Raw genomic sequence first — 20,111 nt, 5'->3', positions numbered from 1 at the left:
TCCATGCTTGCTGAACTCTCCCTGCTACTGATTGACGATGACGAGCTGGACCGGCACGCCATCACACGCACACTGCGCAAAAGCTCGGTTCCCTGCGATGTGAGCTACGCCGAAACGGCTGCTGCGGGCTTGCAGATGGCATCCGACCGAAAGTTCGATGCCATCCTGCTGGACTATCGCCTGCCTGACCAAAATGGGCTGGAAGTGCTGCGTGCGCTGCGCGGCGGGGCGTATGACAGCGTAGCGGTGGTCATGCTCAGTCGGTACGAGAACGAAAGCCTGGCCGAAGAGTGCTTGGAGGCCGGTGCACAGGATTTCTTGCTGAAGGACGAAGTGAACAGCCGCCACCTGACTCGGGTGGTGGTGCAGGCACGCCAGCGGTTCCAGATTGAAGAGCGCCTGCGCTATAGCCTGGAGCAGGTTCGCAGTCTGTCCGAGCACGATGCACTGACCGGGCTTATGAACCGCCGTGGTTTCGAGCGTTCGCTGGAAGCCCAGCTTGCCCGCGTCCGTCGCTCGGACGGCAGGCTGGCCATTTTGCTGCTAGACCTCGATGACTTCAAAAGCATCAACGACACACTGGGGCACGATGCAGGAGACCAACTGCTGGTGGAGGTGGCGCGTCGCCTGACGCTGATTGCACGCGACGGTGACTTGCTGTGCCGATTGGGTGGCGATGAATTTGTGGTGATGATGACCAACTTTGACCACGATGAGCAGGCCATCGTGCTGGCCGACCGCATCAACGCTAGGCTGCGTGAGTCCATTTTTATCGGATCCAGCGAGCAGACCATTACCACCAGCATTGGCATCGCGGTGCTGGGCAACACCACCGACAACGCAGCCGATCTGCTCAAGTATGCCGATCTGGCCATGTACCAGGCCAAGCTGGACGGGCGCAATAAAAGCCGGTTTTACTCCGTGTCATTGCAAGAGGCCGTGCAGTTTCGCTCGGTCATCAAGAACGACCTGCAGCGTGCACTGGAGAAGAACGAACTTCAGATTTACTACCAACCGCAGATCCGCTCCGCGGACGGCGGCCTGCGGGGCATGGAGGCGCTATTGCGATGGCACCATCCCCGCCTGGGCGTGCTGTCACCTGCCGCCTTTTTGGCGATTGCGGAAGAAACGGGCCTGATCGTCGACATTGGTGCCTGGGTGCTTCAGGAGGGATGCCGGCAGCTCAAGGTCTGGCGGGAACGCTATTCGCCGCGTCTGGCAGATCTGACGCTGGCAATCAATCTGTCCGCCGTGCAGATCAAACAGGAACAACTGCCGCGTACCGTGATGTCCGCGTTGACCGCGCATGGCCTGCCAGCCAATGCGCTGGAGCTCGAAATTACCGAGAGCATGTTGATCGAGGTGACAACGGACACGGTGTCGCTGCTGTCCGAGATATCGGCCCAAGGTGTTGCCATGTCGCTGGATGATTTTGGTACCGGCTATTCGTCGCTGGACCACCTCAAGCTGTTCCCCATCAGCATCCTCAAGATCGACAAGGGCTTTGTGTCCGCCGTGGGGGAGGGTGGCAAGAGCGAAAAGCTCTTCCTGGCCATCATCGCCTTTGCCAAGACGCTGAGCATGCAGATTGTGGTGGAAGGCGTGGAAACCCAAGCGCAGGTGGAGTTTTGTACCCAGCAGCACTGCGACCTGCTGCAGGGGTATTTTTACTCCAAGCCCATTCCCGCCCCCGAGTTCGAGGCCATCTTTCTGGCGCCCCACGCGCTGCATTGACGCTTTGCTTGCGCCCGTCAGGGTTTGGTGACTGCGGTGGGGGCGGACATTTCACGCATACTTTTCTCGATCTCGTCATCCGACAGGGGCTGTTGCTCCGCAGTGGCTGACAGTTGCGGGGCGTCCAGTCCATGTACAACGCCGGGAACGGCGAAGACCACAGCGCTTACCAGCACTTGGGCACACCAGTAAGGGAGCAGGGCCCACAGCAGGGCGCGGGTGTTCACCCGGCCCAACCCCCCATGGTTGCGCGCCATCATGACAGCGTAGCCCATGGGCGGAATGAGAAAGCTGATCTGGAGCACCAACAGAAGCAGCACGGCGGCCTGCTGCGCATCCCCCAGACTCACGACCAAGGGCGGCGCAACGATGGGGATGATGACAAAAATCATCTCAAAGGCATCAAGCACCCAGGCACACAGGGCTACCGCTAGCAGGGCCACTGCCGCCGTCGCCTGCGCCGGCCAGGGCGAGGCCAAGATGTGCGCCGTGAGCCATTGATCGGTCCCCCAAAGACGGAACACCAGACTGAAAGTGTTTGCGCCCAGCAGCAAGGCGAAGAGCGCACCGCTCAGTTCCAGGGTTTCTTGCAAGGCCGTTCGCCACTGGGCCACCGTCATGGCACGCGCCAGAAGGGCCCCAACCAACAACACCATGGCGCCCGTGGCCGCAGCCTCTACGGCATAAAGCTTGCCCGTGAACACCGACACGAGCAGCGTGATCACTCCAACAATGGCGAGTGCGCCGGTCACCCCTTGGCGTGCAGGTAGTGAGGTCGGTACTGCGGGCGGGGTGGGCACGGCTGACGCGGTGCGCCCCTGCCACCAGGCCACGCCAAACCACAAAACCAAAATGGCCGTCGCAGGCACCAGGGCCGCAAGAAATACGTCTTGCGTATTGATGATGCGCCCCGCCAGATGGTAGCCGGGCAGGTTGCTGGCCTCTGTGTGGGCGCGCAGCATGGCATCTCCCAACAAAATCAATACCAGCGAAGGGGGTACGACTACACCAATGGTGGCTGACGCGCTGACAAGCGCCACCGCACGGGCAGGTGCGGCGCCCCGCAGGCGGGGCGCAATGAGGCGTGCGAGCAGTGAGGCACTGGAGGCCACCGATCCATTCATGGGGGCCACCAGCGCTCCCACGCCCATGGCGGCCATTGCAGTACTCGCCGGCGTTCGTCTAAGCAGGTGCTGCAGCAGCGCAAATACGGCATTCGCGACCTGCAAACGCTGCAGCAATACGCCCATCAGCACATACAGCGGCAAGGCCTGCAGCAAGTCATGCTCGAGCAAGCCCAGGGTACGTCCAGCCACCGCGGTCAACACCTGCAGATCCATATGGCCCCACAGGCAACCGACGACTGCAAACAGACTGGCGCAGCCCATCAGCAGAGCCCATACGGGCAAACCCGTCGCCAGAATTAACAATGCCAGCATCACCAGCATGGCCAGGCCCATGAACGGAGACAGCGCAGCGCTCATGGGGAAGAGGGGGGACGCCGCAGCAGGCTGGCAACGGCTTGCCACAAGGCCAGTACCGCCAGCAAGACCAAGGCCCATCGCAGCATGAAATAACCCACATTGAACGTCTCCGGAAACCGCTCCCACTGAAGCAGCGCTGTGAACGCCTGCGGAACACCGATCCAGAGAAGAAAAAAAGCCCACGGCGCAACACATGCCAGCAGCGCCCAGGTTTTCCACCGGGGTGTCTGAGGCGCATTGGCTGTCTCTCCATGGGCAGCCAGGTGCGTGCCTGCGCGGCTGGCTGCGGTAACGGCCACGGCGGCATAGATCGCAAAGACAATTTGCCCCCAATCGTTGGCCAGCCGGGCAGGGGCCTGTTCCAGGCCACGCAAGGGCCATTGCGCCCACAGCAAGAAGGCCAAGGGGAGCGCCAGGACGCTGGCGTAGACGATGATGCGGCGCATGCTGTCCGCCGCCTAGACGGGGGCCAGCGCCACTTCAGCCAGCGGCACATTGCACAGCGCGGCCAGGGCACGGATCACCATGGCGTGGTCTTCCCGCTGGGGAATGCCTGACACCGTGACCACGCCCACCACGCCTACACCACGTACGCGAATGGGAAAGCTGCCGCCGTGCGGGGTGTAGTCGCGCAGCGGCAGGCCCTGCTTTTCCTGCAGCGTGCTGTTCTCCTGCTCCAGCTTGAGCCCCACCGCATAGGAGCTGGTGTGCAACAGTTCCACCACATTGCGCTTGCGGCGCGCCCAGTCGGCATTGGTAGGGCCGGTGCCGGGCATGGCGTAGTAGAAAACCGTGTCCTTGGCCAGGCGAATCTCGATGGTCAGCGCCACACCGGCCGCTTCGCACAGCGCCTTGATATGGGTGCCCAGCGTCCAGGCGCTGGTCTGTTCAAAGGCGTCAAATTGCAGGCGCTGCTCTTGCAGGGCCAGGCGTTCAAGGTCGGCGGCGAGTGTCATGGTGCGGTGGAGTGGCTAGTGATGAGCCGGAGTGTAGGGGAAGGTGTGGCTGCCTAGAATGGGGCATTCCCGCCCCTCAACGTACCCCTGCGAGTTGCTTATGCCATCGTCACCTCCCGCCGTTACCCCTCTTCGCGTTGCCATCATGGGGGCCGGCGCGGTGGGCTGTTACTTTGGCGGCATGCTGGCCCGTGCGGGCCATGGCGTAACCCTGATCGCCCGGCCCGCCCATGTGCAGGCCATCCAGGCCGACGGCCTGCGCATGGAGACACTCACCTTTGACGAGCGGGTGCGCCTGTCTGCCAGTACCGAGGCCAGCGCGGTGCAGGGTGCAGACCTGGTGCTGTTCTGCGTCAAGTCGACCGACACCGAGGCAGCCGGAGCCCTAATCCGCCCGCACCTGGCGCCCGGTGCGCTGGTGCTGTGCCTGCAGAATGGGGTGGACAACGCCGACCGCCTGTGCAACGTGCTGCCCGACCACACCGTAGCGGCAGCCGTGGTGTACGTGGCCACCGAGATGGCCGGCCCCGGCCATGTGAAACACCATGGGCGCGGCGATCTGGTGATCGAGCCCAGCGCCGCCCATGTGGCCCCGGCCCTGCAGGCCGCTGGCGTAGGGGCCGAAGTATCCGACAACGTGCGCGGTGCACTGTGGCTCAAGCTCATCCTGAACTGCGCCTACAACGCCGTCTCCGCCATCAGCCAGCTGCCCTACGGGAAGACGGCGGTGGGTGAGGGCGTGCAGGACGTGATGCGCGATGTAGTCAACGAATGCCTGGCGGTGGCCAAGGCCGAAGGCGTGCAAGTGTCAGGAAATGGCGCCGGCGATGTGGATGCCGCGGTGCGCATGATTTTTGACACTATGCCGCACCAGTTCTCCTCCACCGCGCAAGACCTGGCACGGGGCAAGAAGAGCGAGATCGATTACCTGAATGGACTGGTGGTGCGCCGCGGCCAGGCCCTGGGCATTGCCACCCCCGCTAACCGCGTGCTGTGGGCGCTGGTGAAGCTGCTGGAGAGCAAGCAAACTTAAGGGATGCCTTACTATGCTATTTATTTGGTAGCTGTACGCGCAATACGGACGGGGGCTAGAAGCCTATTTTCTTTATAAACCCGGGCTTCCGAGCTTGTGCAGAATGTGCTGCCAGTGCGCAGGCTCCACGGGCGTGATGGACAGTCGGTTGCCCTTCTTGAGGACAGTCAGTTCCTGCAGGTCGGGGTCTTGGCGCAGCTCGGGCAGGGTGAGGTTGCGCGTCTTGTGCAGCACCTGCACGTCCACCAGGATCCAGCGCGGCGCTTCAGGTTTGCTGGCCGCATCAAAGTAGTGGGATGTGGGATCGAACTGCGTGGGATCGGTGTAGGCGCCTGAAGCCACGCGGGCTATGCCGACGATGCCTGGCTCCGCACAGCTGGAGTGGTAGAACAGCACGCCGTCGCCCACCTGCATGCCATCGCGCATGAAGTTGCGCGCCTGGTAGTTGCGTACGCCGGTCCATGGCACCGTCGCGTTTGGCATGGCCAGTACATCGTCCACCGAGGCTTCGGCGGGTTCCGCTTTCATTAACCAGTAGTGGGGCATAGATTCACTCGTCACAATGGCGGCACAGGGAGCCACCATTGTTTCACTCATTTGCACTGATTTTCGGGAACGCCAGATTGCGGATTTGCACGCTGGGCCTGTTCCTGTCTGGCGTTACGTTTTCGGCCACCGTGCCTTACCAGTCTCTGGTGGGGGTGGAGCTGCTGAAGATGTCCAACCATTTGTACTCGATCTTGGTGTTTGCCACGTCGGTGTCGGGCATGCTGATTGGCGTGAGCATCGGCCTGGCGTCCGACCGGTTTTCCAACCGCTACGCGCTGATACCGCCGGCCGCCCTTATGGGCGTGCTGGGGTTCGGGCTGGTGTTCTTTTACCCACGCATCGCCACCTTTTTCTTTGCCCACCTGCTGCCCATCCCGATTGCAGGCTCGCTCTACAGCCTGTTCTTTGCGGCGGCTCGGGCGGAGACCAACCAGCTTCCTCTCTACGAGCGTGATGCGGTCACCTCGACCATTCGCGCGCTCTTTGCCACCTCCTGGGTCGTGGTACCCACGGTGATGGGGGTTCTGCTGTCGCTGGGCAGCTCCGTCTATGTGGTCTACCTGATTTCCGCATGTGCCTGCCTCTCGAACGCAGGGCTGTTCGCCGCCTACAGCCGAGGCAGCAAAGTCAAACCCGTTGAAATGGAGGCCAGTTCCAGCACACCCCAGAAAGCACGCGGAGTGCTGTGGGACGTTCTCTCGTGGATGTTGCTATGGCGCCTGCTGCTGATCGGCTTCATCACCAGCGCGCACCGGCTGCAGAGCATTCTGTATGCGCTGGTCATCACTGGCACTGCGGGCGGCGCAGAAAGCGATGTGGGCGTGTATGCCGGCCTGGTGGCCATGGCGGAAATTCCGTTGATGCTGGTGTGGGGCCGTTTGCTGCGGTGGATTTCCAAGTCCACCGCGCTGGCCATTGGCGCGGTCTTTTACGCGGGCTACCTGGTGCTGCTGAGCCACGCCCACAGCATGGAGGCTGTGTACTGGTCCATCCCGCTGAATGCCGTGGGCGCCTCGGTGATCCTGAGCGTGACCATCAGCTACCTGCAGGGCATTTTTGAAGACCGGCCGGGGCTCAGCACTTCGCTGAGCTACATCACCTCGGTGATCGCGGTGGGCATTTCGTCATTGATCTTCAGCGCCACCACCGCCCGCCTGGGCTATTCAGACGCAGCGCTGCTGGGTGCAGTGCTGGCGTTGGCGGGGGGCGTTGGGCTGGTGGTGACGGAAACGCGCTTGGCGAAGTTGTCACAGGTGCCTTGAGCCAGAAGAGGGACGTGAGTCTAAGTGGCGGGGTGCGCAAGAACCAACCAATCCCCTGGCCCAGCCGCTTCGGCCATACGGTTGCCCTGCGCATCCCAAATCCCACTGCGCCCCGCTGACACATAGCCCCCTGACGGCCCGCCGTGGTTGGCAATGAGCACCACCATGCGGTGATCGCGTGCGTAGCTTGCCCACAGCGGGGCTTCGGCGGCGTAGCCTTTTTCTGAGGTCAAAATTCCTGCGGCGTAGATGCCGGCGCCAGCGTGTGCTGCGCGGGCGGCGTGCGACGGAAAATTGGTGTCCGCACAGATGGCGCTGGCAATGTGCGCGCCATTCGCACTCTGCAGATGTACCGCGTCCAATCCCGGCGCGGCGAACTGCTTTTCGCCGTCATGCAAGTGGAATTTGCGGTACACGCTGTGCTGCCCGTCTGGCCGCAGCGTGATGGCGCCGATGGAGGGCAGGGCGTTGTTGGTGCCACTGGTCACCGGCGCCCCCACGGTGATAGCCATGTTCGTGCGCGCGGCTGCGTCACGCAGCGGGGTGAGTATGGCGTGGTCGGCATGTAGCACCAGCCTGGGCATGGCGGCCAGTTCATAGCCGGTGAGGGAGAGTTCGGGGAACACCAGCCACTGCACGCCTTGCTGCGCAGCGGCCTCCACGAAGCGCAGGTGGTCTTGTACATTGGCCGCCACGTCCAGCGGCACCGAGGTGCTTTGGGCTGCAGCGATGGTGAATGCTATATCTTTGGTAGCTGCCCGCGCAATATTCATGGGGGCTAGAGGCCTATTTGGTGTGCAGGAATGATGTCTGCGTCGGCCGACCTGGCAGACTGAGCGTTGCAGTACGGGCCGGCGTCTGCGCTACCAGTGTGCCCCTGCGCCAGACCTTGAGGCGCGTGGCTTTGAGGCGCAGGGCCTCCACCGGGTTTTGCGCCTGCAGCAGCACGAAGTCGGCGTTGCAGCCGGCTTCCAGCCCGTAGCCTTCCAGGTGCAGGATGCGGGCGGGGTTTCGGGTCACGGCCTCAAAGCATTGGGCCATGGCGGCCTGGCTGGTCATTTGCGCCACGTGCAGGCCCATGCTGGCCACCTCCAACATGTCGCCGCTGCCCATGCTGTACCAGGGGTCCATGCAGCAGTCCTGGCCAAAAGCGACCGTCATGCCGGCGGCCATGATTTCGGGCACGCGCGTCATGCCGCGGCGCTTGGGGTAAGTGTCGTGCCGGCCCTGCAGCGTGATGTTGATGAGCGGGTTGCTCACCACGCTGATCTGCGCCTCCGCCATCAGCGGCAGCAGCTTGCTCACGTAGTAGTTGTCCATGCTGTGCATGGAGGTGAGGTGGGAACCGGTCACGCGGCCGTGCAGGCCCAGGCGGTTGGCCTCGAAAGCCAGAGTTTCAATGTGGCGCGAGAGCGGATCGTCCGACTCGTCGCAGTGCATGTCGACCAGCTTGCCCTGTTCGGCGGCCAGCTCGCACAACAGCTTCACGCTGGCCGCGCCGTCGGCCATGGTGCGCTCGAAGTGGGGAATGCCGCCGACCACGTCCACGCCCAGGCTCAATGCTTTTTTCAGGTTGTCCACGCCGCCCTTGCTGCGCAGCACGCCATCCTGCGGGAAGGCGACCAGTTGCAGGTCGATGTAGGGCGCCACCTGTTTCTTGACCGCCAGCAGCGCTTCCACGGCCAGCATGCTCGCGTCGCTGGTGTCCACATGGCTGCGGATGGCCAGCAGGCCATTCGCCACGGCCCAGTCGCAGTAGGCCAGGGCGCGCTCCACCAGCGCGTCAAACGTCAGGTGGGGCTTGAGCTCACCCCACAGCGCAATGCCTTCCAGCAGCGTGCCGCTGGCGTTTAGGCGCGGCAGGCCCAGGCTCAGCGTGGCGTCCATGTGGAAATGCGCGTCCACAAAGGGTGTGGAGAGCAGCAGGCCGCCAGCATCCACGGTCTCCTTGGCAGGTGCGGCTGAAGGGCTGAGCCCCTCCGTGACTTCGGCTATGCATCCTGCCTGCACCGCCACGGACATGTTGGTGCGCCCATCGGGCAGGGTGGCGTTGTGGATGAGCAGGTCGAGCATGGAAATGTCCTGATGGTTACTACTAATTTGATAGCTTCTTGCGCAATGAATACGGGGGCTAGAGGCCTATTCAATTGATGCAGCGCCACCTTCAGCAAGCAAGAAGTGTGGCAAATACTCGTTCACCAATTCGGTGACGATGCGGGACTGCAGCGCATCTTTGCCGCTCTTGTTCGGGTCGCGCCCCAGCTGGGTGGATAGGCCTTGTTTGATGCGTGCAAAGTCCAGCGGGTGGATGGTGCGCATCAGCGCCATCTCGCCAGAAGTAGCCACCACCACCTGGTCCATGCGCCGAGCCGATTGCAACCGTTCGCCCATGGACACCTGTACCGCCCAGAAGTCATCGTCCTCATCGCTCATGCGCAATGGATGCGGATCGGCATCTTTGGCGGCGCGGCGGATGATGTCGACCTCAAAACCGTCCTGATTCCTGGCCGTGTACGACTGGTCTTCCACCACTTCAAAGCTGGGATCCACCTTGCGCAGCACGCCAATCAGGGAGCTGTCGAGCTTCTTCATGGTCGTGAAAAAGGAGATGTGTTTGCGGGCGTCAAACAGCATGTCCACATCGCGCGTGGCCATGGCTTCCTCGGCAATCCGCACACCAGCGGCTGTTTCGTAGGCATACAGAGCGTGGGTGCCGACCACCAGGAAGTGCTCCTGCACCCCGATGCTCTCCAGCGCGTTGAGCACTCCAACCACCACATTCGGCACGCGGCCCACGCGCAGCGCGCGATTCAGGCGTTGTTGAGTCGCAAGTTGGGCTTTCAGCGCTTTGAGTCGTTCCTCTGCCGACTTCTTGCGGGCCATGAAGTTGGCGTAGATCGACTCTGTTTCTTCACTGCGCATCCCCAGCGATTTTTGGGCGCCGTTGGCGGATGTGCGAATCAATGTGGATTTGCCGCGCAACTCACGCCAGAGCATGCTACCACGCACCTCTGCCGCCGCCTTCTTGGCTTTGGCAGTGGCCAGAAACACCGTTTCCGCGTCAATGAACTGGCGCTTCTGGCTTTCCGACTGGTCGAGGAAGAAGGTGCTGGAGGGCATGTTCAATGTATTTTTCTATTTTTATATAATACATTGAACATTCAATAAATTCAAAGACTTACAGATTACTGAGTGCCAAAAATTCGGTCCCCCGCATCCCCCAGGCCCGGCATGATGTAGCCGTGGTCGTTCAGTCCGCGGTCGATGGCGGCGGTGAAGACGCGGACATCGGGGTGTTCCTTGTACAGGGTGTTGATGCCTTCGGGGCAGGTCAGCAGGCACAGGAACTTGATGGACTTGGGCTTGCAGGCTTTCAGGCGGGTGACGGCGGCGGCGGCAGAGTTGCCGGTGGCCAGCATGGGGTCGACCACGACCACGTCGCGCTCTTCCATGTTGCTGGGCATCTTGAAGTAGTACTCCACGGCTTGCAGGGTCTTGGGGTCGCGGTACAGGCCCACGTGGCCGACGCGGGCGCCGGGCACCACGGAGAGGACCCCGTCCAGAATGCCGTTGCCGGCGCGCAGCACGCTGGCAAACACCAGCTTCTTGCCGTCAATGACCTTGCCGGTGGTCTTTTCCAGCGGGGTTTCAATTTCCAGGTCCTGCAGCGGCATGTCGCGGCAGACTTCATAAATCATCAGGCCGGCCAGCTCGTTGAGCAGGCGGCGGAAGCTGCTGGTGCTGGCTTCTTTTTTGCGCATCAGCGTGAGCTTGTGCTGCACCAGGGGGTGGTCGATCAGCGTGACATTGGCACGGGCTGCAGGATCGATGGTGACCATGTTCTTATTCCTTATATGTTTTGTGAAGGCTGCGATTGTCGCAAAGCAAGTTTGGCGCCTGATTTACCGGCGCGAACCTCCCAGGATGCTGCCCAGCACGCCGCGGATGATCTGGCGGCCCACTTCGCGGCCGATGGAGCTGGCGGCGCTCTTGATCATTTGCTCGCCCACGCTGGCGCGCGAGCGGCGGGCACCGCCGCCCAGCATGTCACCAATGCTGTCCAGAATGCCGCCGCCGCTGGGCGCAGGTGTGGCGGTCGGCGTGGGAGCAGATCCCCGCCTGGATGCGCGCGGCGCGGCAGTGTCTGCTGCCGGAAAATCGTCTTCTACCGGTGCCGCGTGGCCCATATTGGCCTTGGTGCGGCCCTTGAGCTTCTCGAACGCAGACTCCCGGTCCACAGCCTTCTCGTAGACACCCGCGACGATGGACTCGGAGAGCAGCGTCTTGCGCTGTTCGGGAGTGATGGGGCCAATCTGGCTTGCCGGGGGCAGCACAAACACGCGCTCGGTCAGGCAAGGGTGCCCCTTTTCGTCCATCAGGCTTACCAGGGCCTCGCCCACGCCAAGTTCGGTGATGGCGGTGGCTACGTCCAGTCCAGGGTTGGCGCGCATGGTGTCGGCGGCCGATTTGACGGCCTTCTGGTCGCGCGGGGTGAAGGCGCGCAGCGCGTGCTGCACGCGGTTGCCCAACTGGGCGAGCACGCTGTCGGGAATGTCCAGCGGGTTTTGGGTGACGAAGAACACCCCTACGCCCTTGGAGCGCACCAGGCGCACTACCAGCTCAATGCGCTCTATCAGCACCTTGGGCGCGTCAGCAAACAGCAGGTGGGCCTCGTCAAAGAAGAACACCAGCTTGGGCTTGTCCAGGTCGCCCACCTCGGGCAGGGCCTCGAACAACTCGGACAGCATCCACAGCAAAAAGGTGGCGTACAAGCGCGGTGACTGCATGAGCTTGTCGGCCGCCAGGATGTTGACCACGCCTTTGCCCGAGCCATCGGTCTGCATGAAGTCTTCGATGTTGAGCATGGGCTCGCCAAAGAACTGGTCGCCGCCTTGCTCTTCAATCTGCATGAGGCCGCGCTGGATGGCGCCAATGCTGGCGGCGCTGATGTTGCCGTACTCGGTGGTGTAGTGGCTGGCGTTCTCGCCCACATCCTGGCACATGGCGCGCAGGTCTTTCATGTCCAGCAGCAGCAGGCCATCGTCGTCCGCAATCTTGAACACCAGCTGCAGCACACCGGCCTGGGTCTCGTTCAGGTTCAGCATGCGGGCGAGCAGCAGGGGGCCCAGGTCGCTCACCGTGGCGCGCACGGGGTGACCTTGCTGGCCAAACACGTCCCACAGCGTGGTGGGGAAGGCGGAAAACGTGGGTTCGTCAATGCCGCGTTCCTTGAGGATCTTGGCCAATTTGTCGCCCAATGCACCTTTTTGGGAGATGCCGGTCAGGTCGCCCTTCACATCGGCCATGAAGACGGGCACGCCGATGCTGGAAAAGCCTTCGGCCAGTGTTTGCAGGGTGATGGTTTTACCGGTGCCGGTAGCGCCGGTGATGAGTCCATGGCGGTTGGCCTTGTCGGGCCGCAAAAAGCACTGGACGGTGGAGTTGCCGGTGCCGTGTTGGGCAATCAGGATGCCCTCGTCTTGGATGGAAGCCATGAAAGTCTCAAAAAGTACAATCGAAGGAGTAGCGTAACGAATTTTTAGAGGGCATCAAGTGGCAGGACATAGCAAATGGGCCAATATTCAGCACCGCAAAGGGCGGCAGGACGAGAAGCGCGGCAAGATCTGGACCCGCATCGTTCGTGAAATCACGGTAGCGGCCCGTGCCGGCGGTGGAGACCCCGCCATGAACCCCCGCTTGCGCCTAGCCATTGAGAAGGCCAAAGCCGCCAACATGCCCGCGGACCGAATCAAATACAACGTGGACAAGGCCACGGGTTCGCTGGACGGCATCACCTATGAAGAAATCCGCTATGAGGGCTACGGCTTCGGCGGCGCGGCCATCCTGATCGACACCATGACGGACAACAAGGTGCGCACCGTGGCCGAGGTGCGCTTTGCGTTCACCAAGCATGGCGGCAACATGGGCACCGAAGGTTCGGTGGCTTTCCAGTTCAAGCACTGTGGTCAGCTGATCTTTGCCCCCGGCACCAGCGAAGACAAAGTCATGGAAGTGGCCCTGGAGGCCGGCGCCGAAGACGTCATCACCGATGACGATGGCGCCATCGAGGTACTGACCGCCTATACCGACTTTGAAGCCGTGAAGGCTGCGCTGGAGGCTGCAGGCCTGAAGGCTGAAGTGGCGGGCGTAACCATGCGCCCGGAAAACACCATTGAGCTGACCGGCGAAGACGCCGAGCGCATGCAAAAACTGCTGGACGTTCTGGAAGACCTGGACGACACCCAAGAGATTTACCACAACGCTGCACTATGAATATCCTTGTAATTGGCGGCGGTGGTCGCGAACACGCTCTGGCCTGGAAACTGGCCCAGTCTCCCAAAATCCAGCGGGTCTATGTGGCCCCCGGCAACGGTGGTACGGCCACCGATCCGCACCTGGAAAACATCGCCATTACCGACGTGGTGGCTCTGCGCGAGTGGGCACAAGAGAACAAGATCACCCTAACCGTGGTGGGCCCCGAAGTGCCGCTGGCCGCTGGCGTGGTGGACGAATTCCGCGCCCACGGCCTGCGCATCTTTGGCCCGACCAAGGCCGCGGCCCAACTGGAAAGCTCCAAGGCCTTCAGCAAGGCCTTCATGCGCCGCCACAACATTCCCACGGCCGAATACGCCACCTTCTCCGACCCCGTGGCGGCCCACGCCTACGTGGACAAGATGGGCGCGCCCACCGTGGTCAAGGCCGATGGCCTGGCCGCCGGCAAGGGTGTGGTGGTCGCCATGACGGTGGCCGAGGCGCACGAGGCGATCGACTTCATGCTGGTGGACAACATCCTGGGCGTGGCGCACAACGATGGTGGCGCGCGTGTGGTGATTGAAGAGTTTCTGGAAGGCGAAGAGGCCAGCTTCATCGTCATGGTGGACGGCAAGAATGTGTTGCCCCTGGCCACCAGCCAGGACCACAAGCGCCTGCAAGATGGCGACCAAGGCCCCAACACCGGCGGCATGGGCGCCTATTCGCCCGCCCCCGTGGTCACGCCCGACATACACGCCAAGGCCATGCGCGAAATCATCCTGCCCACGGTCAAAGGCATGGAGGCGGACGGCATTCCGTTTAGCGGTTTCCTGTACGCCGGTCTGATGATCGACAAAAACGGCCAGCCCAAGACGCTGGAGTTCAACTGCCGCATGGGCGACCCCGAGACGCAGCCCATCATGATGCGTCTGAAAACTGATCTGGTGGACGTGCTCATGGCCGCCACCGAACCCGGCCCTCACGGCAAGCTGGACGAGGTGGAACTGCAATGGGACCGCCGCACCGCACTGGGCGTGGTGCTTGCCGCGCACGGCTACCCCCTGAGCCCGCGCAAGGGCGATGCCATCACCGGCATTCCCAAAGACAGTGAGGACGCTGCCGTGTTCCACGCCGGCACCACCCTCAAGGACGGCGTGTTGCAGACATCCGGCGGACGCGTGCTCTGCGTCACCACGCTGGCCGACAGCGTGAAGCAGGCGCAACAACGCGCCTACCAGGTGATCAGCGAGATTCGCTTCGACGGCATGCAATACCGCACGGACATTGGCTACCGGGCCATTAAAGGCTAGGCATGCCGCAAGCCTGGACAGCGCCCCATGCAGTGCAATTGCAGGGCAGTGCGGTAGCGCGCCGCCTGCTGGCCCTGATGGGCTGGACGGTGCGCTTTGACGGCTTGCCCGCGCTGCAGGGCGTGATCGTGGTGTATCCGCACACCAGCAACTGGGATTTCGTGGTGGCCATGTTCGCCAAATGGGCGCTGGGCCTGCCCGTGCGTTTTTGGGGCAAGGACAGCCTGTTCAAAATTCCGGTGTTTGGTGCGTGGTTGCGCTGGTTGGGCGGTGTGCCTGTGTTGCGTCACGCCCCCCAGGGCGTGGTGGGGCAAGTGGTGCAGGGGCTTGCCGAAGCCCGTGCCGGTCAGCGCCTGTTTTGGCTGGGCCTATCGCCCGAGGGTACACGCCGCTGGACACCCGGTTGGCGCAGTGGCTTCTACCAGGCGGCCCTGCGTGCGCAGGTGCCACTGGGCGTGGTGAGCCTGGACTATGACCGCCGCGTGGTGGACGCCACCACGTTTTTGACATTGAGTGGGAATGCCGAGGCTGACTTTGCTCGCATTGCCGCTACGTTGGCCGGTGTGCGGGGCAAGAACCCGGCATGGGCTTCCCCTGTTCAACCCATGCCGACGCCGCAAGACGCAGGCCCACAGAATTCCTGATCACCATGGCCGAACCGCAAGCAACTCCCGCCCATGTGCGCCAGTACCTGATAGGTTTGCAAAGCCGCATCACCACCGCCATTGCTGAGGTGGATGGCGGTAACTTCCTGTCTGACCCCTGGGAAAAAGCGCCCCATGAGCCTTTGCAGGGCAGTGGCATCACGCGGATTCTGGAAGGCGGCGCGGTGTTTGAACGCGCTGGCTGCGGCTTCTCGCATGTGCGCGGTCCCAAGCTGCCGCCCAGCGCCACGCAGCACCGGCCTGAGCTGGCCGGCGCGCCGTTTGAGGCCATGGGCGTCTCACTGGTGTTTCACCCGCGCAACCCCTATGTGCCCACGGTGCACATGAATGTGCGCATGCTGGCCGCCAAAAACCCGCAAGGGCAGGAGGTGTGCTGGTTTGGCGGCGGCATGGATCTCACGCCGTACTACGGCTTTGACGACGACGCGGTGCACTTCCACCAGACCTGCAAGGATGCGTTGACGCCGTTTGGTGACGACAAGTACCCGCGCTTCAAAAAGTGGTGCGATGAGTATTTCTTCCTGAAGCACCGCAACGAGCCGCGTGGCGTGGGCGGTGTGTTCTTCGACGACTTCTCCGAGCTGGGCCAGGACCGCAGTTTTGCCATGCTGCAGGCGGTGGGCGATGCGTTTTTACATGCCTACCTGCCCATCGTGCAGCGCCGCAAGGACATGCCGTACACCGAACGCGAGCGCGCGTTTCAGCTCTACCGCCGCGGCCGCTATGTGGAATTCAACTTGGTGTGGGACCGTGGTACGCACTTTGGCCTGCAGTCCGGCGGGCGCACGGAATCCATTTTGCTGTCCATGCCGCCGCTGGTGAGCTGGGCCTACCAACAGCAGCCAGAACCGGGTTCTGCAGAAGCTGCCTTGACCGAGCGCTTTTTGACAGCGAGGGATTGGGTTTGACCCAGCCGCGGCGCATTGGCGTGTTTGGCGGGGCTTTTGACCCGCCACACCGGGGGCACCACGCGCTGGCGGCTACGGCTATTCTGCAGCTGCAGCTGGATGCATTGCATGTCATACCTACCGGGCATGCCTGGCACAAAAGCCGCACCCTCAGCGGCGCCACACACCGTATGGCCATGGCCCGTCTGGCATTTGCAGACCTGCCACAGGTGGTGGTGGACGGGCGTGAATTGGCGCGCCCCGGGCCCACCTATACCGTGGACACCTTGCTGGAGCTGCAGCAGGAAAATTCGGGCGCTCAGCTGTACCTGCTGATTGGCGAAGACCAGGCGCACGCGCTGCCCAGCTGGAGCCGCTGGGAGCGATTGCCCGCACTTGCTATAATTTGTGTAGCTGCTCGCGCAGATTCAACGGGGGCCAAGGGCCAATTTGATGCCTTGAAAGCACATGTGCCCGGCCTGACGGTTCTGAACATGCCCCCCGTGGCCACCAGTGCCACCGAACTCCGACACCGCGCTGCCACGGGCCAAAGCCTTGGCCCTCTGGTTTTTGAAACCGTTGCGCGTTATATTGACCAACACCATCTTTACCAATCGACCTGATGACTACTTCCACCGTTGCCAAAAACACCCAGAAACTCCAGCGTGCCATCGTGGACGGTTTGGAAGACGTCAAGGCCCAAGACATTGTGGTGTTCGATACCGAACACCTGTCCTCCCTGTTTGAACGCGTGATCATTGCCTCCGGTACCAGCAACCGCCAAACCAAGGCGCTGGCCGCCAGCGTGCGCGATGCCGTACGCGAAGCTGGGTTTCCCAAGCCCCGCATTGAAGGCGAGGCCAATGGCGAATGGATCATCGTGGATTGCGCGCAGGCCGTGGTGCACATCTTCCAACCCAACTTCCGCCAGTACTACCACCTGGAAGAACTGTGGGGCGAGAAGCCTGTGCGCTTGAAGTTGGGTGCTGCCAAGCCCGTGGTGGCGGAAGCTGCCAAACCCGCAGCCAAAGCACCCGCCAAAAAAGCCGTTGGCGAGCCCAGCATGCGCCGCTCCAGCGCGGCCAAGAAGGGTGTGGAAGAGGCCTTCCCATCGAAAGCTGCCCTGAAAAAGGCGGCCGCAAAGTCAGCCGGTGCCAAGACACCCGCCAAAAAGGCGCCTGCCAAGAAAGCGGCAACTGCCAAGGCCCCGGTGAAAACGGTGGTAGTGAAGCCGGAAGTCAAGAAAACGGCTGCCAAGCCCGTTGCGGCCAAGAAGGCCCCCGCCAAGAAAGCCGCGCCCCGTAAAGCCTGAGGCTGGCCGTGCGGCTGCTCATCGTCGCTGTGGGGCAGCGGGTACCCGACTGGGCGCAAACCGCCTGGGACGACTACGCCAAACGCTTCCCCCACGAACTCAAGGTCGAACTCAAGGCCATCAAGACAGAACCCCGCGGCTCCAAGACCGTGGAGCAGCTCTACGCGGCTGAGCGCAAGCGCATTGAAGAGGCCATCCCCAAGGGCACGCGCATCGTGGCTTTGGACGAGCGTGGCACCAGCCTGCGCACCACGGCGCTGGCCGAGCGACTCAAGGAGTGGCAACTGGGCGGCAGCGATGTGGCCTTGGTCATCGGCGGGCCCGATGGCCTGGCCCCCGAATTCCGCCAGGCCGCCCACGAGCGCATACGCCTGTCCGACCTGACCCTGCCGCACGCCATGGTGCGAGTGCTGCTGATTGAGCAGCTCTACCGCGCCTGGTCTGTCAATGCCAACCATCCGTATCACCGCGAATGACAAATGTTGCCCCCACGCTCCTCCGTTGCACGGGTCGCTGCCCCCCAAGGGGGCCCTCGCGCCTTGGGGCGGCCCGGCGGCGCTCAAGTCCTTCAAACGTTAGCGTGTTTGTATGACTGATTTCATTTACTTGGCATCCCAAAGTCCGCGCCGCCGTGAGCTGCTGGGGCAGATTGGTGTGGCGCATGAACTGCTGCTGCCCACGCCCGACGAAGATGCGGAAAGTCTGGAGGCGGTCTTGCCCGGCGAGGCGCCCGAGGTCTATGTGCAGCGTGTGACTGCTCTTAAATTGATAGCTGCTCGCGCACGATTGACAAGGTCTGAAGGCCAAAATCTGCCTGTTCTTTGTGCTGATACGACGGTGGCACTGGGAACGCAGATTCTGGGCAAGCCGGATGACGCAGAAGATGCCAAGCGCATGCTGCGGGCCCTGTCTGGCCAGACTCACCGGGTGTTCACCGCCATTGCCATTGGATGGGGCGACAAGACGGTGCAGCGTTTGTGCGAATCCGAAGTGGTGTTTGCCGATCTGAGCGATTCCGAGATCGCCGATTACGTGGCCAGCGGCGAGCCCATGGGCAAGGCGGGCGCCTATGGCGTGCAGGGCCGGGCGGCAGCATTTATTGCGCGCATTGAGGGCTCGTACTCTGGCATCATGGGCCTCCCTTTGTTTGAGACCGCGCAGGCGTTGCGCGAGCTGGGTTTCCCATGCAACAAGACATTCTGATCAACTGGTCGCCGCAGGAGACGCGTGTGGCCATCGTCGAGCACGGTGCGGTGCAGGAGCTGCACGTGGAGCGCACGCTGGAGCGCGGCCTGGTGGGCAATGTTTATCTGGGCAAGGTGGCGCGTGTGCTGCCGGGCATGCAGTCGGCCTTCATCGACATTGGCCTGGAGCGCGCTGCGTTTTTGCATGTGGCCGATGTCTGGCATCCGCCGGCGCCGGGTGAGTCGTTGAGCGAATCTCGCGCCAACCAGCCGCAAGTGCCGATCGAGAAACAGGTGTTCGAGGGCCAGTCGCTCATGGTGCAGGTCATCAAGGACCCGATCGGTACCAAGGGCGCACGCCTGTCCACCCAAATTAGCATTGCCGGGCGGCTGCTGGTGTTTTTGCCGCAGGACGACCATATTGGCGTGTCGCAAAAAATCCCCACTGCGCAGCGCGACGAGCTGCGCAGCCGCATGCAGGCGCTGGCTGGCAAGCAGGGCGGCGGCTTCATCCTGCGCACCAATGCCGAGGATGCATCCGACACCGAGCTGGCCGAGGACATCGGCTATCTGCGCAAGGCCTGGGCGCGCATCAAGGATGCTTCGGTGCGCCTGCCTGCTCAAAGCCTACTGCACCAGGATCTGAGCCTGTTGCAGCGCGTGCTGCGCGATCTGGTGGGCGAGGGCACGCAGACCATCCGCGTGGACTCGCGCGAGCAGTTCGAGGCGCTCAAGGCCTTTGGCTCGGAGTTCATGCCGGCCGCCGCTGAGAAGTTGCAGCACTACAAGGGCGAGCGCCCCATCTTTGATCTGTTCTCCATCGACGAGGAAGTGGCCAAGGCCCTGGGCCGGCGCGTGGAACTCAAGTCCGGCGGCTACCTGATCGTGGACCAGACCGAGGCGCTGACCACGGTGGACGTCAACACGGGTGGCTTTGTCGGTGCGCGCAATTTCGACGACACCATCTTCAAGACCAATCTGGAAGCCGCACAGGCCATTGCGCGGCAGCTGCGCCTGCGCAACCTGGGTGGCATCATCATCGTGGACTTCATAGACATGGCGCGCGAAGACCACCGCGAAGCCGTGCTGGGCGAATTCCGCAAGCAGTTGGCACGTGACCGCGTGAAGACCATGGCCGGGGGCTTCTCGCAATTGGGTCTGGTAGAGATGACACGCAAGCGCACACGCGAATCGCTGGCCCACATGCTGTGCGAGCCATGCCCCACCTGCGAAGGCAAGGGCATTGTCAAAACCCCGCGCAGCGTGGCCTACGACATTTTTCGCGAGATCCTGCGCGAGGCGCGCCAGTTCAACCCGCGCGAGTTCCGCGTGGTGGCTTCACCCAAAGTTATCGAATTGTTTCTGGACGAGGAAAGCCAGCACCTGGCGGGCCTGTCCGAGTTCATCGGCAAGCCGGTGTCGCTGCAAAGCGAAGCGGCCATGGCGCAGGAACAGTACGACATCGTGCTCTTGTGATGGTGGC

Annotated in this window: 21 protein-coding genes; 12 read left to right on the top strand and 9 right to left on the bottom strand. The window is 62.6% G+C overall.

The window, feature by feature from the left end; all coding sequences use genetic code 11:
* Positions 1 to 3 precede the first annotated feature (3 nt).
* The gene (locus AC07OE_RS03955) at positions 4 to 1,734 is read left to right on the top strand and encodes a putative bifunctional diguanylate cyclase/phosphodiesterase (RefSeq protein ID WP_495069271.1); all 1,731 of its coding nucleotides are present in this window, start codon (positions 4 to 6) and stop codon (positions 1,732 to 1,734) included.
* A gap of 17 nt (positions 1,735 to 1,751) precedes the next feature.
* Here the strand turns inward: AC07OE_RS03955 and AC07OE_RS03950 are convergent, their stop codons facing one another.
* The 3 genes from AC07OE_RS03950 to AC07OE_RS03940 are packed head-to-tail and all read right to left on the bottom strand — an operon-like array spanning position 1,752 to position 4,174.
* Positions 1,752 to 3,218: a TRAP transporter large permease subunit gene (locus AC07OE_RS03950; protein WP_495069270.1), complete on the bottom strand. Its 1,467-nt coding sequence runs from the start codon at positions 3,216 to 3,218 to the stop codon at positions 1,752 to 1,754.
* Positions 3,215 to 3,664 (bottom strand): C4-dicarboxylate ABC transporter substrate-binding protein, encoded by a 450-nt coding sequence (locus tag AC07OE_RS03945; protein WP_495069269.1) that lies wholly within the window; start codon positions 3,662 to 3,664, stop codon positions 3,215 to 3,217. Before AC07OE_RS03945 ends, AC07OE_RS03950 begins: the two co-directional genes overlap by 4 nt.
* Positions 3,665 to 3,676: 12 nt before the next feature.
* Positions 3,677 to 4,174, bottom strand: coding sequence for a heme-degrading domain-containing protein (locus AC07OE_RS03940; protein WP_495069268.1), 498 nt, complete (start codon positions 4,172 to 4,174; stop codon positions 3,677 to 3,679).
* Positions 4,175 to 4,274: 100 nt separating this feature from the next.
* Here AC07OE_RS03940 and AC07OE_RS03935 point away from each other — a divergent pair, with 100 nt between their 5' ends.
* Positions 4,275 to 5,207 (top strand): ketopantoate reductase family protein, encoded by a 933-nt coding sequence (locus AC07OE_RS03935; protein ID WP_495069267.1) that lies wholly within the window; start codon positions 4,275 to 4,277, stop codon positions 5,205 to 5,207.
* Between the two features lie 72 nt (positions 5,208 to 5,279).
* Here AC07OE_RS03935 and AC07OE_RS03930 read toward each other — a convergent pair whose 3' ends face one another.
* The gene (locus tag AC07OE_RS03930; RefSeq protein WP_495069266.1) at positions 5,280 to 5,753 is read right to left on the bottom strand and encodes an EVE domain-containing protein; all 474 of its coding nucleotides are present in this window, start codon (positions 5,751 to 5,753) and stop codon (positions 5,280 to 5,282) included.
* 77 nt (positions 5,754 to 5,830) lie between these two features.
* Between AC07OE_RS03930 and AC07OE_RS03925 the strand changes: the two genes are divergently transcribed.
* Entirely contained in the window at positions 5,831 to 7,018 is a 1,188-nt protein-coding gene (locus AC07OE_RS03925) for an MFS transporter (RefSeq protein ID WP_495069265.1), read from the top strand.
* Positions 7,019 to 7,038: 20 nt separating this feature from the next.
* Here AC07OE_RS03925 and AC07OE_RS03920 read toward each other — a convergent pair whose 3' ends face one another.
* The 5 genes from AC07OE_RS03920 to AC07OE_RS03900 all read right to left on the bottom strand — a co-directional run bounded on the left by AC07OE_RS03920 (position 7,039) and on the right by AC07OE_RS03900 (position 12,513).
* Positions 7,039 to 7,791 (bottom strand): carbon-nitrogen hydrolase family protein, encoded by a 753-nt coding sequence (locus tag AC07OE_RS03920; RefSeq protein WP_495069264.1) that lies wholly within the window; start codon positions 7,789 to 7,791, stop codon positions 7,039 to 7,041.
* Positions 7,792 to 7,804: 13 nt separating this feature from the next.
* The gene (locus AC07OE_RS03915) at positions 7,805 to 9,091 is read right to left on the bottom strand and encodes an amidohydrolase family protein (protein ID WP_495069263.1); all 1,287 of its coding nucleotides are present in this window, start codon (positions 9,089 to 9,091) and stop codon (positions 7,805 to 7,807) included.
* A 66-nt stretch (positions 9,092 to 9,157) separates the two neighbouring features.
* The gene (locus AC07OE_RS03910) at positions 9,158 to 10,138 is read right to left on the bottom strand and encodes a GSU2403 family nucleotidyltransferase fold protein (RefSeq protein ID WP_495069262.1); all 981 of its coding nucleotides are present in this window, start codon (positions 10,136 to 10,138) and stop codon (positions 9,158 to 9,160) included.
* A gap of 65 nt (positions 10,139 to 10,203) precedes the next feature.
* Positions 10,204 to 10,857 carry a uracil phosphoribosyltransferase gene (upp, locus tag AC07OE_RS03905; protein WP_315463949.1) on the bottom strand — a complete coding sequence of 218 codons (654 nt, stop codon included), beginning with the start codon at positions 10,855 to 10,857 and terminating at the stop codon, positions 10,204 to 10,206.
* Between the two features lie 63 nt (positions 10,858 to 10,920).
* Complete coding sequence (locus AC07OE_RS03900; protein ID WP_495069261.1) at positions 10,921 to 12,513, bottom strand: helicase HerA-like domain-containing protein; 1,593 nt, start codon at positions 12,511 to 12,513, stop codon at positions 10,921 to 10,923.
* 58 nt (positions 12,514 to 12,571) lie between these two features.
* Here AC07OE_RS03900 and AC07OE_RS03895 point away from each other — a divergent pair, with 58 nt between their 5' ends.
* The 9 genes from AC07OE_RS03895 to rng all read left to right on the top strand — a co-directional run bounded on the left by AC07OE_RS03895 (position 12,572) and on the right by rng (position 20,104).
* Positions 12,572 to 13,291: a YebC/PmpR family DNA-binding transcriptional regulator gene (locus tag AC07OE_RS03895; RefSeq protein WP_495069260.1), complete on the top strand. Its 720-nt coding sequence runs from the start codon at positions 12,572 to 12,574 to the stop codon at positions 13,289 to 13,291.
* Positions 13,288 to 14,580 (top strand): phosphoribosylamine--glycine ligase, encoded by a 1,293-nt coding sequence (gene purD / locus AC07OE_RS03890; protein ID WP_495069259.1) that lies wholly within the window; start codon positions 13,288 to 13,290, stop codon positions 14,578 to 14,580. The genes AC07OE_RS03895 and purD overlap by 4 nt, the downstream gene beginning before the upstream one ends.
* Before the next feature lie 2 nt (positions 14,581 to 14,582).
* Positions 14,583 to 15,224 (top strand): 1-acyl-sn-glycerol-3-phosphate acyltransferase, encoded by a 642-nt coding sequence (locus AC07OE_RS03885; protein WP_495069258.1) that lies wholly within the window; start codon positions 14,583 to 14,585, stop codon positions 15,222 to 15,224.
* A 5-nt stretch (positions 15,225 to 15,229) separates the two neighbouring features.
* Positions 15,230 to 16,153: an oxygen-dependent coproporphyrinogen oxidase gene (hemF, locus tag AC07OE_RS03880; RefSeq protein ID WP_495069257.1), complete on the top strand. Its 924-nt coding sequence runs from the start codon at positions 15,230 to 15,232 to the stop codon at positions 16,151 to 16,153.
* Positions 16,150 to 16,755, top strand: coding sequence for a nicotinate (nicotinamide) nucleotide adenylyltransferase (nadD, locus tag AC07OE_RS03875; protein WP_495069256.1), 606 nt, complete (start codon positions 16,150 to 16,152; stop codon positions 16,753 to 16,755). The genes hemF and nadD overlap by 4 nt, the downstream gene beginning before the upstream one ends.
* Positions 16,755 to 17,444, top strand: coding sequence for a ribosome silencing factor (rsfS, locus tag AC07OE_RS03870; RefSeq protein WP_495069255.1), 690 nt, complete (start codon positions 16,755 to 16,757; stop codon positions 17,442 to 17,444). The genes nadD and rsfS overlap by 1 nt, the downstream gene beginning before the upstream one ends.
* Positions 17,445 to 17,452: 8 nt before the next feature.
* Positions 17,453 to 17,920, top strand: a complete 468-nt coding sequence (rlmH, locus tag AC07OE_RS03865; protein ID WP_495069254.1) for a 23S rRNA (pseudouridine(1915)-N(3))-methyltransferase RlmH — start codon at positions 17,453 to 17,455, stop codon at positions 17,918 to 17,920.
* 112 nt (positions 17,921 to 18,032) lie between these two features.
* On the top strand, positions 18,033 to 18,647 hold the full coding sequence (locus AC07OE_RS03860) for a Maf family protein (RefSeq protein WP_495069253.1): 615 nt from the start codon (positions 18,033 to 18,035) through the stop codon (positions 18,645 to 18,647).
* The gene (gene rng, locus AC07OE_RS03855; RefSeq protein WP_495069252.1) at positions 18,629 to 20,104 is read left to right on the top strand and encodes a ribonuclease G; all 1,476 of its coding nucleotides are present in this window, start codon (positions 18,629 to 18,631) and stop codon (positions 20,102 to 20,104) included. Before AC07OE_RS03860 ends, rng begins: the two co-directional genes overlap by 19 nt.
* Positions 20,105 to 20,111 lie beyond the last annotated feature (7 nt).

Source organism: Rhodoferax sp. GW821-FHT09E07, from assembly GCF_059416145.1.
Note: the sequence above shows the minus strand (reverse complement) of the source record. Positions and strands in the feature narration are given on the sequence as shown.

Coding starts and splice junctions, on each gene's coding strand:
- AC07OE_RS03955 (WP_495069271.1), top strand. CDS start 4: ATGCTTGCTGAACTCTCCCTGCTACTGATTGACGATGACGAGCTGGAC.
- AC07OE_RS03950 (WP_495069270.1), bottom strand. CDS start 3,218: ATGAGCGCTGCGCTGTCTCCGTTCATGGGCCTGGCCATGCTGGTGATG.
- AC07OE_RS03945 (WP_495069269.1), bottom strand. CDS start 3,664: ATGCGCCGCATCATCGTCTACGCCAGCGTCCTGGCGCTCCCCTTGGCC.
- AC07OE_RS03940 (WP_495069268.1), bottom strand. CDS start 4,174: ATGACACTCGCCGCCGACCTTGAACGCCTGGCCCTGCAAGAGCAGCGC.
- AC07OE_RS03935 (WP_495069267.1), top strand. CDS start 4,275: ATGCCATCGTCACCTCCCGCCGTTACCCCTCTTCGCGTTGCCATCATG.
- AC07OE_RS03930 (WP_495069266.1), bottom strand. CDS start 5,753: ATGCCCCACTACTGGTTAATGAAAGCGGAACCCGCCGAAGCCTCGGTG.
- AC07OE_RS03920 (WP_495069264.1), bottom strand. CDS start 7,791: ATGAATATTGCGCGGGCAGCTACCAAAGATATAGCATTCACCATCGCT.
- AC07OE_RS03915 (WP_495069263.1), bottom strand. CDS start 9,091: ATGCTCGACCTGCTCATCCACAACGCCACCCTGCCCGATGGGCGCACC.
- AC07OE_RS03910 (WP_495069262.1), bottom strand. CDS start 10,138: ATGCCCTCCAGCACCTTCTTCCTCGACCAGTCGGAAAGCCAGAAGCGC.
- upp (WP_315463949.1), bottom strand. CDS start 10,857: ATGGTCACCATCGATCCTGCAGCCCGTGCCAATGTCACGCTGATCGAC.
- AC07OE_RS03900 (WP_495069261.1), bottom strand. CDS start 12,513: ATGGCTTCCATCCAAGACGAGGGCATCCTGATTGCCCAACACGGCACC.
- purD (WP_495069259.1), top strand. CDS start 13,288: ATGAATATCCTTGTAATTGGCGGCGGTGGTCGCGAACACGCTCTGGCC.
- AC07OE_RS03885 (WP_495069258.1), top strand. CDS start 14,583: ATGCCGCAAGCCTGGACAGCGCCCCATGCAGTGCAATTGCAGGGCAGT.
- hemF (WP_495069257.1), top strand. CDS start 15,230: ATGGCCGAACCGCAAGCAACTCCCGCCCATGTGCGCCAGTACCTGATA.
- rsfS (WP_495069255.1), top strand. CDS start 16,755: ATGACTACTTCCACCGTTGCCAAAAACACCCAGAAACTCCAGCGTGCC.
- AC07OE_RS03860 (WP_495069253.1), top strand. CDS start 18,033: ATGACTGATTTCATTTACTTGGCATCCCAAAGTCCGCGCCGCCGTGAG.
- rng (WP_495069252.1), top strand. CDS start 18,629: ATGCAACAAGACATTCTGATCAACTGGTCGCCGCAGGAGACGCGTGTG.